This window comes from Citrobacter sp. Cf116 (assembly GCF_030336505.1).
Taxonomy (GTDB): Bacteria; Pseudomonadota; Gammaproteobacteria; order Enterobacterales; family Enterobacteriaceae; genus Citrobacter; species Citrobacter freundii.
Genome location: NZ_JAOWEQ010000037.1, coordinates 1,089,724 through 1,102,010, shown reverse-complemented (window position 1 = coordinate 1,102,010; position 12,287 = coordinate 1,089,724). Strand labels below are relative to the sequence as shown.

Sequence of the window (12,287 nt, the reverse complement as noted above, 5' to 3'; positions counted from 1 at the left end):
GAAGGACAATGTCATGGTTGATTTATCCCGTCGAGGCATGTTGACAGGCAGTTGGCGAAACGCCAGTGCAGGGATCCGTCCGCCGTGGAGCAAGGAAGACTCTCACTTTCTGGCCCATTGCCTCCGTTGTGACGCCTGCATCCAGGCGTGCGAAACCGACATCCTGCAGCGAGGCCAGGGTGGTTACCCGAGCGTAAATTTCAAACACGGCGAGTGCAGCTTTTGCTATGCCTGCGCAGAAGCCTGTCCCGAATCACTTTTTCTTCCGCGCCACACCAGGGCATGGGATCTGAACTTTACGATTGGGGAAAACTGTCTCGCACATCAGTCCGTTGAATGTCACCGCTGTCAGGATAGCTGCGAGCCCATGGCAATAACCTTTCGCCCCACGCTGTCCGGCATTTATCAGCCGCAGCTCGACAATCAGGACTGTAACGGATGTGGCGCCTGTGTCGCTATCTGCCCGGTATCAGCCATTAATGCGGAGTACAACCATGGACAATAACTGGCAGGTCTGCAGCCTGGTCGTTCAGGCCAAAAGCCAGCATATCAACGATATCGCCACGCAGTTGCGTTCCTTTCCCGGTTGCGAAGTTGCCCTCAGCGATGTGGAAAGTGGTCAGTTGATTGTGGTGGTGGAAGCTGAGCAAAGTGAAACGCTAATGAAAACAATTGAGTCAGTGCGCAACGTTGCGGGCGTGCTGGCGGTGTCGCTGGTTTATCACCAGCAGGATGAGCAAGGTGAGGAAACACCATGAAACTCAGTCGTCGTAGCTTTATGAAAGCTAACGCCGTTGCGGCCGCTGCGGCGGCTGCCGGGTTAAGCGTGCCGGGCGTTGCCCGCGCGGTAGTCGGTCAGCAAGAAGCCATCAAATGGGACAAAGCCCCGTGCCGTTTTTGCGGGACGGGCTGCGGCGTATTGGTCGGAACGCAGCAAGGGCGTGTTGTGGCATGCCAGGGCGATCCGGATGCGCCGGTTAACCGTGGGCTTAACTGCATCAAAGGTTACTTCCTGCCGAAAATCATGTACGGGAAAGACCGTTTAACGCAGCCGATGCTGCGCATGAAAGACGGCAAATATCACAAAGAAGGCGAGTTCACCCCGATTAGCTGGGACCAGGCTTTTGACGTGATGGAAGAGAAATTCAAAACGTCGATGAAAGAGAAAGGCCCGGAATCTATCGGCATGTTCGGCTCTGGCCAGTGGACGATTTGGGAAGGTTATGCCGCTGCCAAATTGTTTAAAGCGGGTTTCCGTTCCAATAACATCGACCCGAACGCACGTCACTGCATGGCCTCAGCGGTAGTCGGCTTCATGCGTACCTTCGGTATGGATGAACCGATGGGCTGCTATGACGATATCGAACATGCAGACGCCTTCGTCCTGTGGGGCGCGAATATGGCAGAGATGCACCCGATCCTGTGGTCGCGCATCACCAACCGTCGTCTGTCCGATCCTAACGTCAACGTCGCGGTTCTCTCCACTTTCCAGCACCGCAGCTTTGAGCTGGCGGATAACGGTATGGTCTTCACGCCGCAAACCGATCTGGTGATCCTCAACTACATCGCGAACTACATCATTCAAAACAATGCGATTAACCAGGATTTCTTTAGCAAGCACGTCAACCTGCGTAAAGGCGTGACGGACATCGGCTACGGTCTGCGTCCGACCCATCCGCTGGAAAAAGCGGCGAAAAACCCGGGATCCGATGCCTCTGAACCGATGAGCTTTGAGGATTACAAAGCCTTCGTTGCTGAGTACACGCTGGATAAAACCGCCGAAATGACCGGCGTACCAAAAGATCAGTTGGAACAGCTGGCACAGCTGTATGCCGATCCGAAGAAAAAAGTCATCTCCTACTGGACGATGGGCTTTAACCAGCACACCCGCGGCGTATGGGCTAACAACCTGGTCTATAACCTGCACTTGCTGACTGGCAAAATCTCCCAGCCAGGCTGCGGCCCGTTCTCTCTGACCGGCCAGCCTTCCGCATGCGGCACCGCGCGTGAAGTCGGTACATTCTCCCATCGTCTGCCTGCGGACATGGTGGTGACAAACGAAAAACACCGCGATATCTGCGAGAAGCACTGGAATATTCCGTCAGGGACCATTCCGGCAAAAATCGGTCTGCACGCCGTGGCACAAGACCGCGCGCTGAAAGATGGCAAGCTCAATGTCTACTGGGCGATGTGTACCAACAACATGCAGGCTGGTCCGAACATCAATGAGGAGCGTATGCCGGGCTGGCGCGATCCGCGCAACTTCATCATCGTCTCCGATCCGTACCCGACGGTCAGTGCCTTGTCTGCTGACCTGATCCTGCCGACTGCGATGTGGGTAGAGAAAGAAGGTGCCTACGGTAACGCTGAACGCCGTACACAGTTCTGGCGTCAGCAGATTAAAGCACCGGGCGAATCGAAGTCGGATCTGTGGCAACTGGTGCAGTTCTCTCGTCGCTTCAAAACAGAAGAAGTGTGGCCCGAAGAGCTGTTGGCACAAAAACCGGAGCTGCGTGGCAAAACGCTGTATGACGTGCTGTTTGCCACGCCAACAGTGACAAAATTCCCGGTGACTGAACTGGCTGAAGATCAACTGAATGATGAATCCCGCGAGCTGGGCTTCTATCTGCAAAAAGGGTTGTTCGAAGAGTACGCCTGGTTTGGTCGCGGTCACGGGCATGACCTTGCGCCATTTGACGATTACCACAAAGCCCGCGGTTTACGTTGGCCGGTCGTTGAAGGCAAAGAGACCCAGTGGCGCTACAGCGAAGGCAACGACCCTTACGTGAAAGCAGGTGAAAGCTACAAGTTCTACGGTAAACCGGACGGTAAAGCGGTTATCTTCGCGCTGCCGTTTGAGCCTGCTGCTGAAGCGCCGGATAAAGAATATGACCTGTGGCTATCCACCGGACGTGTTCTGGAACACTGGCATACCGGCAGTATGACGCGTCGTGTGCCTGAACTGCACCGCGCTTTCCCGGAAGCTGTGCTGTTTATCCACCCGCTGGATGCAAAAGCACGCGATCTGCGTCGTGGCGATAAGGTCAAAGTGATTTCCCGTCGTGGCGAAGTGATTTCGATTGTTGAAACACGCGGTCGTAACCGTCCGCCGCAGGGGCTGGTGTACATGCCGTTCTTCGACGCCGCACAGCTGGTGAACAACCTGACGCTGGATGCGACGGATCCGCTCTCAAAAGAGACGGATTTCAAGAAGTGCGCCGTAAAACTGGCGAAGGTGTAACGCGTTATGTCCCGGTCAGCAAAACCCCAAAATGGCCGCCGCCGCTTTCTGCGCGATATGGTTCGCGCAGCGGGCGGGCTGGCCGTCGTTGGCGTGGCGCTGGGGTTGCAACAACAAACCGCACGCGCAACCGGCGTGCGGTTGCGCCCGCCAGGTGCACTGAGCGAGGAGGCATTTGCCAGCGCTTGCGTACGTTGCGGTCAGTGCGTTCAGGCATGTCCGTATGACACGCTGAAGCTGGCGACGCTGGCCTCCGGGCTGGCGGCTGGTACGCCATATTTTATCGCCCGTGATATTCCCTGCGAAATGTGTGAGGACATTCCGTGCGCCAAAGTCTGCCCCAGCGGCGCGTTGGACAGAGAAATTGAATCCATTGACGATTCGCGTATGGGGCTGGCGGTACTGCTGGATCACGAAAACTGCCTCAACTACCAGGGATTACGCTGTGATGTTTGCTATCGCGAGTGCCCGAAAATCGATGAGGCGATCACCCTGGAGCTGGACCGTAACATGCGTACCGGCAAGCATGCGCGGTTTATTCCTACCGTGCACAGCGATGCCTGTACCGGCTGTGGGAAATGCGAAAAAGTCTGCGTACTGGAGCAGCCAGCAATAAAAGTGCTGCCGTTGTCGCTGGCGAAAGGGGAGTTAGGACACCATTACCGCTTCGGTTGGCTGGAGGGGAACAATGGCAAATCGTAAACGTGATGCCGGGCGTGAAGCGCAGGCAAAAAAAGGATGGTGGAAGAGTCATCGTTGGCTGCTGCTGCGTCGTCTGAGTCAGTTTCTGATACTGGCGATGTTCCTTAGCGGCCCGTGGCTTGGTGTTTGGATTCTGCATGGCAACTACAGTAGCAGCCTGTTGCTGGGCGCTATCCCGTTCACCGATCCGCTGATTACTCTGCAAAGCCTGGCCAGCGGGCATCTGCCAGCGACGGTGGCGTTAACGGGGGCAGCCATCATTACGGTGCTGTATGCCCTGGCCGGTAAGCGACTGTTTTGCAGTTGGGTTTGTCCTATGAACCCGGTCACCGATTTAGCCAGCTGGTTGCGCAGAAGGTTTGACCTGAATCAGTCTGCGACCCTGCCGCGCCATATACGGTACGTCCTGCTGGTGGTCATTCTGGTCGGTTCAGCGCTGACTGGTACGCTGCTGTGGGAGTGGATAAACCCGGTTTCTTTGCTGGGACGTAGCCTGGTAATGGGATTCGGTAGCGGAGCGTTGCTGATCCTCGCGCTGTTTTTATTTGATTTACTGGTCGTTGAGCATGGCTGGTGCGGGCATCTCTGCCCACTGGGTGCGCTGTATAGCGTGGTGGGAAGCAAAGGTGCATTAACCGTTTCGGCAAAAGAACGTAACAGATGTAACCGCTGTATGGATTGTTTTCATGTTTGCCCGGAACCGCATGTGCTACGTGCGCCGGTGCTGGATGAGCAAAGTCCGGTGCAGGTAACCAGTCGCGATTGCATGGCCTGCGGTCGCTGTGTGGATGTCTGTTCTGAGGATGTTTTTACAATAACAACACGATGGAGTTCGGGAGCGAAATCATGAAAAGCCATGACCTGATTAAAGCGCTGAGTCAATGGATGGCCGCGCTGGCCTTGCTAGTCAGTGGGGCAGTTTGGGCTGCAAACGGAGTGGATCTGAGCCAGTCACCGGAAGTCTCAGGAACACAGGAAGGGGCGATTCGCATGCCGAAAGAGCAAGAGCGCATGCCGCTGAACTATGTGAATCAGCCGCCGATGGTTCCGCATAGCGTTGAAGGGTATCAGGTGACGACGAACACTAACCGCTGCCTGCAATGCCACGGTGTGGAAAGCTATCGCACCACCGGTGCGCCGCGCATCAGTCCGACGCACTTTATGGACAGCGACGGCAAGGTATTGGCTGAGGTTGCGCCGCGTCGTTATTTCTGCCTGCAATGTCACGTTCCGCAGGCTGACGCCGCGCCGATTGTTGAAAATACCTTCACCCCCTCGAAAGGTTACGGGAAATAAGAGGTCATTATGGAAAATTCTAACCGTAAACCAGGCTGGATTAAGCGCGTCTGGCAATGGTGGCGTCGCCCCAGCCGTCTGGCGCTCGGCACGCTGTTGTTAATCGGCTTTGTGGGCGGCATTATTTTCTGGGGCGGCTTTAATACCGGTATGGAAAAGGCCAATACAGAAGAGTTCTGCATTAGCTGTCACGAAATGCGCAATACGGTGTACCAGGAATACATGGAAACCGTACACTACAACAACCGCAGTGGTGTGCGAGCGACTTGCCCTGATTGCCACGTCCCACACGAGTGGGGCCCGAAAATGATCCGTAAGATCAAGGCCAGTAAAGAGCTGTACGCGAAAGCACTGGGGTTAATAGATACACCGCAGAAATTTGAAGATCATCGTTTAACGATGGCGCAAAATGAGTGGCGGCGTATGAAAGATAACAATTCGCAAGAGTGTCGAAACTGTCACAACTTCGAGTTTATGGATTTAACCGCCCAGAAAGGCGTCGCGGCCAAAATGCACGACCAGGCCGTGAAAGACGGGCAAACCTGTATTGACTGCCATAAAGGGATAGCGCACAAACTGCCTGATATGCGTGAAGTCAAACCGGGCTTTTAACAGGATGTAGATAACCAGGTATGCTTGAAGCCAGAGAATTACTTTGCGAGCGGGATGACAGAATACTGTTCAGCGAGTTGTCATTTCGCGTCAACGCAGGGGAATGGGTACAAATTACCGGCAGCAACGGCGCAGGGAAAACCACTCTGCTGCGGTTGCTTACCGGGCTGGCGCGTCCCGACGCAGGGGAGGTTTGCTGGCAAGAGCAACCGCTGCATCACGTGCGGGACAGCTACCATCAGCAACTACTGTGGATCGGACATCAGCCGGGGATAAAAACCCGGCTTTCGGCGTTGGAGAACCTGCGTTTCTTCCATCATGACGGCGACATCGCGCAGTGTCTGGCTGCGCTGGCGCAGGCGGGACTTGCCGGATATGAAGATATCCCAGTGAACCAACTTTCCGCCGGACAACAGCGGCGCGTGGCGCTGGCCCGCTTGTGGCTGACCCGCGCCCGACTGTGGATCCTCGATGAACCCTTTACCGCCATTGATGTGAACGGCGTTGAGCGACTGACTCAGCGTATGGCGCAGCATACGGAGCAGGGCGGTATTGTTATTCTCACCACCCACCAACCGCTCAATGTCGAGACCGATAAAGTGCGACGCATTGCGCTGACCAGTGAGAGGGCAACGCAATGATGTGGCGAATCTTTCGTTTAGAACTGCGAGTTGCGTTTCGTCATAGTGCGGAAATTGCTAATCCTTTATGGTTCTTCCTGATTGTTATTACGCTGTTCCCCCTGAGTATTGGGCCGGAGCCACAGCTGCTGGCGCGCATAGCGCCGGGCATCATCTGGGTTGCGGCGCTGCTGGCGTCATTGCTGGCGCTGGAACGCCTGTTTCGTGATGATCTGCAGGACGGCAGCCTTGAGCAACTGATGCTGCTGCCGTTACCGCTACCGGCCGTGGTGCTGGCGAAAGTGATGGCGCACTGGGTCGTGACAGGTCTGCCGTTGCTGATCCTCTCGCCGCTGGTCGCGCTGCTGCTGGGCATGGATATGTACGGCTGGAAAATTATGGCGCTGACCTTGTTACTCGGAACGCCGACGCTGGGTTTTCTCGGCGCGCCGGGTGTAGGGTTGACGGTGGGCTTAAAGCGCGGCGGCGTGCTGTTAAGCGTGCTGGTACTCCCGCTCACCATACCCTTACTGATTTTTGCGACCGCCGCGATGGATGCGGCTTCTATGCACTTACCGGTTGAAGGGTACATGGCGATTCTGGGTGCGTTGCTGGTCGGCAGCGCCACGTTAAGCCCGTTTGCCACAGCCGCGGCGTTACGGATAAGCGTGCAGTAACGAGAATTAGATGTGCAGGCCGGGCAAGGCGCTCCGGCACAACGGATTTTAATTTATGGAGTCTGGTGACTGAACTATGTGGAAAACACTTCATCAATTGGCGATGCCCCCTCGGCTCTATCAGATCTGTGGCTGGTTTATCCCGTGGCTGGCGATTGCCAGCGCGGTGGTACTGATAACGGGATGGATCTGGGGCTTTGGTTTTGCGCCTGCAGACTATCAGCAGGGGCAGAGCTATCGCATTATTTATCTGCACGTTCCGGCGGCAATCTGGTCGATGGGCATTTACGCCTCGATGGCCGTTGCCGCGTTTATCGGCCTGGTCTGGCAGATGAAAATGGCCAATCTGGCGCTGGCTGCGATGGCGCCGATTGGTGCAGTGTTTACCTTTATTGCGCTGGTGACAGGTTCCGCATGGGGCAAACCGATGTGGGGAACCTGGTGGGTCTGGGATGCCCGACTCACCTCTGAACTGGTGCTGCTGTTTCTCTACGTTGGCGCCATTGCGCTGTGGCATGCCTTTGATGACCGCCGTCTGGCAGGTCGTGCCGCCGGTATTCTGGTGCTGATTGGCGTGGTCAACTTACCGATTATCCACTACTCGGTTGAGTGGTGGAATACGCTGCATCAGGGTTCTACCCGCATGCAGCAAAGCATCGATCCGGCGATGCGTACGCCTCTGCGTCTGGCGATCGTCGGCTACCTGTTACTGTTTGTCACGCTGGCGCTGATGCGCATGCGTAACCTGATTTTGATGATGGAAAAACGCCGCCCGTGGGTGAGCGAACTGATCTTAAAAAGAGGCCGCCAATGACCCCTGCATTTGCATCATGGAGTGATTTTTTCGCGATGGGCGGCTACGCCTTGTATGTCTGGCTTGCCGTAGCGATGAGTGTTATCCCGCTGGTGGTGCTGGTAGTGCATTCCACGTTACAGCATCGCGCAATTTTACGCGGTGTAGCGCAGCAGCGGGCGAGAGAAGCACGTATGCGTGCGGCGCAAGTGCAACGGGAGGCGGCGTGAATATTCGACGTAAAAATCGGTTATGGATAGCCTGTGCGGTACTGGCGGGTCTGGCTTTGACCATTACGCTGGTGCTTTATGCGCTACGTTCCAATATTGACCTGTTCTATACGCCGGGAGAGATACTCTACGGTAAGCGCGAAACGCAGCAGATGCCTGAAGTCGGTCAGCGCCTGCGCGTGGGCGGTATGGTGATGCCCGGTAGCGTAAAGCGCGATCCGCAGTCGTTGAAGGTGAATTTCAGCATCTATGACGCCGAAGGTGTAGTGGATGTAACCTATGAAGGTATTCTGCCGGATCTGTTCCGCGAAGGGCAGGGTGTTGTTGTTCAGGGCGAACTGAACGAGGGAAATCATGTACAGGCCAAAGAGGTTCTGGCCAAACATGATGAAAATTACACCCCGCCGGAAGTTGAAAAAGCGATGCAGGAAAACCATCGTCGTCCGGAAAGCGTGTATAAGGATAAAACGTCATGATGCCTGAAATTGGCAATGCGCTGTTGTGCCTTGCGCTAGGCGTGGCGTTACTGCTGTCGGTCTATCCGCTGTGGGGCGTAGCGCGCGGCGATGTGCGGATGATGGCTTCCGCGCGGCCCTTTGCCTGGGTGTTATTTATCTGTGTGATGGGCGCGTTCCTGATTCTGGTCAACGCCTTCGTGGTTAATGACTTTACCGTCACCTACGTCGCCAGCAATTCCAATACCCAGCTTCCGGTCTGGTATCGGGTGGCAGCAACCTGGGGCGCGCATGAAGGCTCTCTTCTGCTGTGGGTGCTGCTGATGAGCGGCTGGACGTTCGCCGTTGCGGCATTCAGCCAGCGTATGCCGCTGGACATCGTCGCCCGCGTGCTGGCGGTGATGGGGATGGTCAGCGTTGGCTTTCTGCTGTTTATTCTGTTTACCTCCAATCCATTTGCCCGTACGTTGCCCAACTTCCCTATTGAAGGGCGCGACCTGAACCCGCTGTTGCAGGATCCGGGGCTTATTTTCCATCCGCCGTTGCTGTACATGGGGTATGTCGGTTTCTCCGTGGCCTTTGCGTTTGCGATTGCCGCGTTGATGAGTGGCCGACTGGACAGTACCTTCGCCCGTTTTTCGCGTCCGTGGACGCTGGCGGCGTGGGTGTTCCTGACGCTGGGTATTGTGCTCGGTTCCGCCTGGGCCTATTACGAGCTGGGCTGGGGCGGCTGGTGGTTCTGGGATCCAGTTGAAAACGCCTCGTTTATGCCATGGCTGGTGGGAACGGCGCTGATGCACTCGTTGTCGGTCACCGAACAGCGTGCCAGCTTTAAAGCCTGGACGCTGCTGCTGTCAATCTGCGCCTTCTCGCTTTGCCTGTTGGGGACTTTCCTGGTGCGCTCCGGCGTGCTGGTGTCGGTGCATGCTTTTGCCTCCGATCCGTCGCGCGGGATGTTTATTCTGGCCTTTATGGTATTAGTGATTGGCGGCTCCTTGCTGCTGTTTGCGGTTCGCGGTCACAAGGTCCGCTCACGGGTAAACAACGCGCTGTGGTCGCGTGAATCTCTGCTGTTGGGCAACAACGTTCTGCTGATTGCCGCCATGCTGGTGGTGCTATTGGGTACGCTGCTGCCGCTGGTGCACAAACAGCTGGGGCTGGGTAGCATTTCGATTGGCGAGCCGTTCTTCAACACCATGTTTACCTGGCTGATGGCACCGTTCGCGCTGTTGCTGGGAATAGGGCCATTAGTGCGTTGGGGCCGTGACCGACCGCGTAAGCTGAAAACACTATTGCTTGTCGCGTTTGTCACCACGCTTGTTATGTCGCTGCTGCTGCCGTGGCTGTTTGAGGATCGCATTGCCGCTATGACGGTGGTGGGTCTGGCGATGGCATGCTGGATATTTGTGCTGGCGGTGTCCGAAGCGTTCCTGCGTGTTTCCCGCGGAACGAAGTTAACACCAAGCTATTGGGGCATGGTGTCGGGCCACGTTGGGCTGGCGATTACTATTGTCGGTATTGCCTTTAGCCAGAACTACAGTGTTGAACGCGATGTGCGCATGAAGGCAGGTGATAGCGTCAGTATCCATAACTATCAGTTCACGTTCCGCGAAGTGAAAGATATTACCGGACCTAACTACCGGGGCGGTGTCGCCATTATTGGCGTTACCCGAGATGGTAAACCAGAAGCCACGCTGCATGCGGAAAAACGCTTCTATAACAGCACCAGTTCGATGATGACCGAAGCGGCAATTGACGGCGGATTCACACGCGATCTGTACGCTGCGCTGGGTGAAGAACTGGATAACGGCGCATGGGCTGTGCGTCTGTACTACAAACCGTTTATTCGCTGGATTTGGGCCGGAGGATTGCTGATGGCGCTGGGCGGATTGTTCTGCCTGTTTGATCCACGCTATCGTCAGCGCACGCGTCCTCGCGCCGCGGTGCAAAAAAATGCGTCGGAGGCTGTATGAAGCGCAACGCACTGTTAATTCCGTTTATTATTTTTCTGATCATTGCGGCGGCGCTGCTGTGGCAGCTGGCGCGTAACGCTCAGGGGGACGATCCCACTAATCTGGAGTCGGCGCTGATCGGCAAACCCGTTCCGACATTCCGCCTGGAGTCGCTGGAAAATCCGGGTCAGCATTATCAGGCCGATGTGCTGACCCAGGGCAAACCGGTACTGCTGAACGTCTGGGCGACCTGGTGTCCGACCTGTCGCGCCGAACATCAGTACCTGAATCAGCTGTCTGCGCAGGGCGTGCGGGTAGTGGGTCTGAACTATAAAGACGATCGTCAGAAAGCCATTGTCTGGTTGAAGGAGCTGGGCAATCCTTACTCATTAAGCCTGTTTGACGGCGACGGTATGCTTGGTCTGGATCTTGGCGTGTACGGCGCGCCGGAGACGTTCCTGATCGACGGTAACGGTATTATTCGCTATCGCCATGCCGGTGATTTGAATGCCAGGGTGTGGGAGAGCGAGATCAAACCGTTGTGGGATAAGTACAGTAAGGAGGCTGCGCAATGAGATTTTTACTGGGCCTGCTGATGCTGGTTATCTCGGGATCCGCGCTTGCGACCATCGATGTGATGCAGTTTAAGGATGAAGCGCAGGAGCAGCAGTTCCGTCAGCTTACCGAACAGTTGCGCTGTCCTAAATGTCAGAACAACAGTATTGCCGATTCTAACTCGATGATTGCCACCGACCTGCGTCAGAAAGTGTACGAACTGATGCAGGAAGGAAAAAGTCAGAAAGAGATTGTCGACTACATGGTGGCGCGCTACGGCAACTTCGTCACTTACGATCCGCCGTTGACGCCGCTTACTGTGCTTTTGTGGGTGATGCCGGTGGTCGCGATTGGTCTGGGTGGCTGGATTATTTTCGCCCGTACTCGCCGACGTGTCCGGGTGAAACAGGAAGAGTTTCCTGATGACGTTATCCCGGATGGCAAGCGCGGTGGGTTCGGGTTGTTTGTGCCCGGCATCGTGGTGGCGCTGGTCGTGGGTGCGGTGAGCTATTATGAAACCGGCAACTATAAGCAGGTTCAGGTCTGGCAACAGGCCACCGCTCAGGCTCCGGCGCTGCTGGAGCGGGCGTTGGATCCAAAAGCTGATCCGCTCAATGAAGAAGATATGACGCGTCTGGCGTTGGGTCTGCGCACTCGCTTACAAGCCGATCCTACCAACGTTGAAGGTTGGATCATGCTTGGGCGCATTGGCATGGTACTTGGTAACGCCAGTACGGCCACTGAAGCCTATGCCAATGCTTATCGACTGGATCCGAAAAACAGCGATGCTGCGCTGGGCTATGCGGAAGCGCTGACCCGTTCTTCCGATCCTGATGATAACCGTCGGGGAGGGGAGCTGCTACGCCAGTTGGTACGTGGCGAACATGCCAACGTGCGGGTTCTCAGCATGTATGCGTTTAACGCTTTTGAACAGCAGCGCTTTGGCGAGGCGGTTGCGGCATGGGAGATGATGCTGAAATTATTACCGGCCAATGATACCCGTCGGGCGGTGATAGAACGCAGCATTAAGCAGGCGATGGAGCAGCTAACGCCGCAGGAGAAGTAAGAGTGGAAGATGCCGGATGGCGACGCAAAGCGTCTTATCCGGCCTACTGATGCACGTGACTTGTAGGCCCGATAAGCGTAGCGCCATC

Annotated in this window: 15 protein-coding genes; all 15 read left to right on the top strand. The window is 55.9% G+C overall.

Going from position 1 to position 12,287, the window contains the following annotated elements; genetic code table 11:
* Positions 1-13: 13 nt before the first annotated feature.
* The 15 genes from napF to OGV74_RS14625 all read left to right on the top strand — a co-directional run bounded on the left by napF (position 14) and on the right by OGV74_RS14625 (position 12,199).
* The gene (gene napF / locus OGV74_RS14695) at positions 14-505 is read left to right on the top strand and encodes a ferredoxin-type protein NapF (protein ID WP_003027564.1); all 492 of its coding nucleotides are present in this window, start codon (positions 14-16) and stop codon (positions 503-505) included.
* Complete coding sequence (gene napD / locus OGV74_RS14690; protein WP_003027560.1) at positions 495-758, top strand: chaperone NapD; 264 nt, start codon at positions 495-497, stop codon at positions 756-758. The genes napF and napD overlap by 11 nt, the downstream gene beginning before the upstream one ends.
* Entirely contained in the window at positions 755-3,241 is a 2,487-nt protein-coding gene (gene napA / locus OGV74_RS14685) for a nitrate reductase catalytic subunit NapA (protein WP_086504356.1), read from the top strand. Before napD ends, napA begins: the two co-directional genes overlap by 4 nt.
* A gap of 6 nt (positions 3,242-3,247) precedes the next feature.
* Positions 3,248-3,943: a ferredoxin-type protein NapG gene (napG, locus tag OGV74_RS14680; RefSeq protein ID WP_003027555.1), complete on the top strand. Its 696-nt coding sequence runs from the start codon at positions 3,248-3,250 to the stop codon at positions 3,941-3,943.
* Positions 3,930-4,793: a quinol dehydrogenase ferredoxin subunit NapH gene (napH, locus tag OGV74_RS14675; RefSeq protein ID WP_086504355.1), complete on the top strand. Its 864-nt coding sequence runs from the start codon at positions 3,930-3,932 to the stop codon at positions 4,791-4,793. Before napG ends, napH begins: the two co-directional genes overlap by 14 nt.
* Positions 4,790-5,239 carry a nitrate reductase cytochrome c-type subunit gene (gene napB / locus OGV74_RS14670; RefSeq protein ID WP_003027550.1) on the top strand — a complete coding sequence of 150 codons (450 nt, stop codon included), beginning with the start codon at positions 4,790-4,792 and terminating at the stop codon, positions 5,237-5,239. Before napH ends, napB begins: the two co-directional genes overlap by 4 nt.
* 9 nt (positions 5,240-5,248) lie before the next feature.
* Positions 5,249-5,851: a cytochrome c-type protein NapC gene (gene napC / locus OGV74_RS14665; protein WP_003027548.1), complete on the top strand. Its 603-nt coding sequence runs from the start codon at positions 5,249-5,251 to the stop codon at positions 5,849-5,851.
* A 20-nt stretch (positions 5,852-5,871) separates the two neighbouring features.
* Positions 5,872-6,492, top strand: coding sequence for a cytochrome c biogenesis heme-transporting ATPase CcmA (ccmA, locus tag OGV74_RS14660; protein ID WP_003027545.1), 621 nt, complete (start codon positions 5,872-5,874; stop codon positions 6,490-6,492).
* Positions 6,489-7,148: a heme exporter protein CcmB gene (ccmB, locus tag OGV74_RS14655; RefSeq protein ID WP_003027542.1), complete on the top strand. Its 660-nt coding sequence runs from the start codon at positions 6,489-6,491 to the stop codon at positions 7,146-7,148. The genes ccmA and ccmB overlap by 4 nt, the downstream gene beginning before the upstream one ends.
* A 76-nt stretch (positions 7,149-7,224) precedes the next feature.
* Positions 7,225-7,962, top strand: coding sequence for a heme ABC transporter permease (locus OGV74_RS14650; RefSeq protein WP_032949675.1), 738 nt, complete (start codon positions 7,225-7,227; stop codon positions 7,960-7,962).
* Positions 7,959-8,171 (top strand): heme exporter protein CcmD, encoded by a 213-nt coding sequence (gene ccmD / locus OGV74_RS14645; RefSeq protein ID WP_003027536.1) that lies wholly within the window; start codon positions 7,959-7,961, stop codon positions 8,169-8,171. Before OGV74_RS14650 ends, ccmD begins: the two co-directional genes overlap by 4 nt.
* A complete protein-coding gene (gene ccmE, locus OGV74_RS14640) occupies positions 8,168-8,647 on the top strand; it encodes a cytochrome c maturation protein CcmE (RefSeq protein WP_016150677.1) in 480 nt (159 codons plus the stop codon). Before ccmD ends, ccmE begins: the two co-directional genes overlap by 4 nt.
* Positions 8,644-10,599 carry a heme lyase CcmF/NrfE family subunit gene (locus tag OGV74_RS14635; RefSeq protein ID WP_003027529.1) on the top strand — a complete coding sequence of 652 codons (1,956 nt, stop codon included), beginning with the start codon at positions 8,644-8,646 and terminating at the stop codon, positions 10,597-10,599. Before ccmE ends, OGV74_RS14635 begins: the two co-directional genes overlap by 4 nt.
* The gene (gene dsbE, locus OGV74_RS14630; protein ID WP_003027524.1) at positions 10,596-11,153 is read left to right on the top strand and encodes a thiol:disulfide interchange protein DsbE; all 558 of its coding nucleotides are present in this window, start codon (positions 10,596-10,598) and stop codon (positions 11,151-11,153) included. Before OGV74_RS14635 ends, dsbE begins: the two co-directional genes overlap by 4 nt.
* Entirely contained in the window at positions 11,150-12,199 is a 1,050-nt protein-coding gene (locus OGV74_RS14625) for a cytochrome c-type biogenesis protein CcmH (RefSeq protein ID WP_003027521.1), read from the top strand. Before dsbE ends, OGV74_RS14625 begins: the two co-directional genes overlap by 4 nt.
* Positions 12,200-12,287 lie beyond the last annotated feature (88 nt).

Excerpts from the sequence above, each read along its gene's own strand:
- napF (WP_003027564.1), top strand. The coding sequence starts at position 14 with ATGGTTGATTTATCCCGTCGAGGCATGTTGACAGGCAGTTGGCGAAAC.
- napD (WP_003027560.1), top strand. The coding sequence starts at position 495 with ATGGACAATAACTGGCAGGTCTGCAGCCTGGTCGTTCAGGCCAAAAGC.
- napA (WP_086504356.1), top strand. The coding sequence starts at position 755 with ATGAAACTCAGTCGTCGTAGCTTTATGAAAGCTAACGCCGTTGCGGCC.
- napG (WP_003027555.1), top strand. The coding sequence starts at position 3,248 with ATGTCCCGGTCAGCAAAACCCCAAAATGGCCGCCGCCGCTTTCTGCGC.
- napH (WP_086504355.1), top strand. The coding sequence starts at position 3,930 with ATGGCAAATCGTAAACGTGATGCCGGGCGTGAAGCGCAGGCAAAAAAA.
- napB (WP_003027550.1), top strand. The coding sequence starts at position 4,790 with ATGAAAAGCCATGACCTGATTAAAGCGCTGAGTCAATGGATGGCCGCG.
- napC (WP_003027548.1), top strand. The coding sequence starts at position 5,249 with ATGGAAAATTCTAACCGTAAACCAGGCTGGATTAAGCGCGTCTGGCAA.
- ccmA (WP_003027545.1), top strand. The coding sequence starts at position 5,872 with ATGCTTGAAGCCAGAGAATTACTTTGCGAGCGGGATGACAGAATACTG.
- ccmB (WP_003027542.1), top strand. The coding sequence starts at position 6,489 with ATGATGTGGCGAATCTTTCGTTTAGAACTGCGAGTTGCGTTTCGTCAT.
- OGV74_RS14650 (WP_032949675.1), top strand. The coding sequence starts at position 7,225 with ATGTGGAAAACACTTCATCAATTGGCGATGCCCCCTCGGCTCTATCAG.
- ccmD (WP_003027536.1), top strand. The coding sequence starts at position 7,959 with ATGACCCCTGCATTTGCATCATGGAGTGATTTTTTCGCGATGGGCGGC.
- OGV74_RS14635 (WP_003027529.1), top strand. The coding sequence starts at position 8,644 with ATGATGCCTGAAATTGGCAATGCGCTGTTGTGCCTTGCGCTAGGCGTG.
- dsbE (WP_003027524.1), top strand. The coding sequence starts at position 10,596 with ATGAAGCGCAACGCACTGTTAATTCCGTTTATTATTTTTCTGATCATT.
- OGV74_RS14625 (WP_003027521.1), top strand. The coding sequence starts at position 11,150 with ATGAGATTTTTACTGGGCCTGCTGATGCTGGTTATCTCGGGATCCGCG.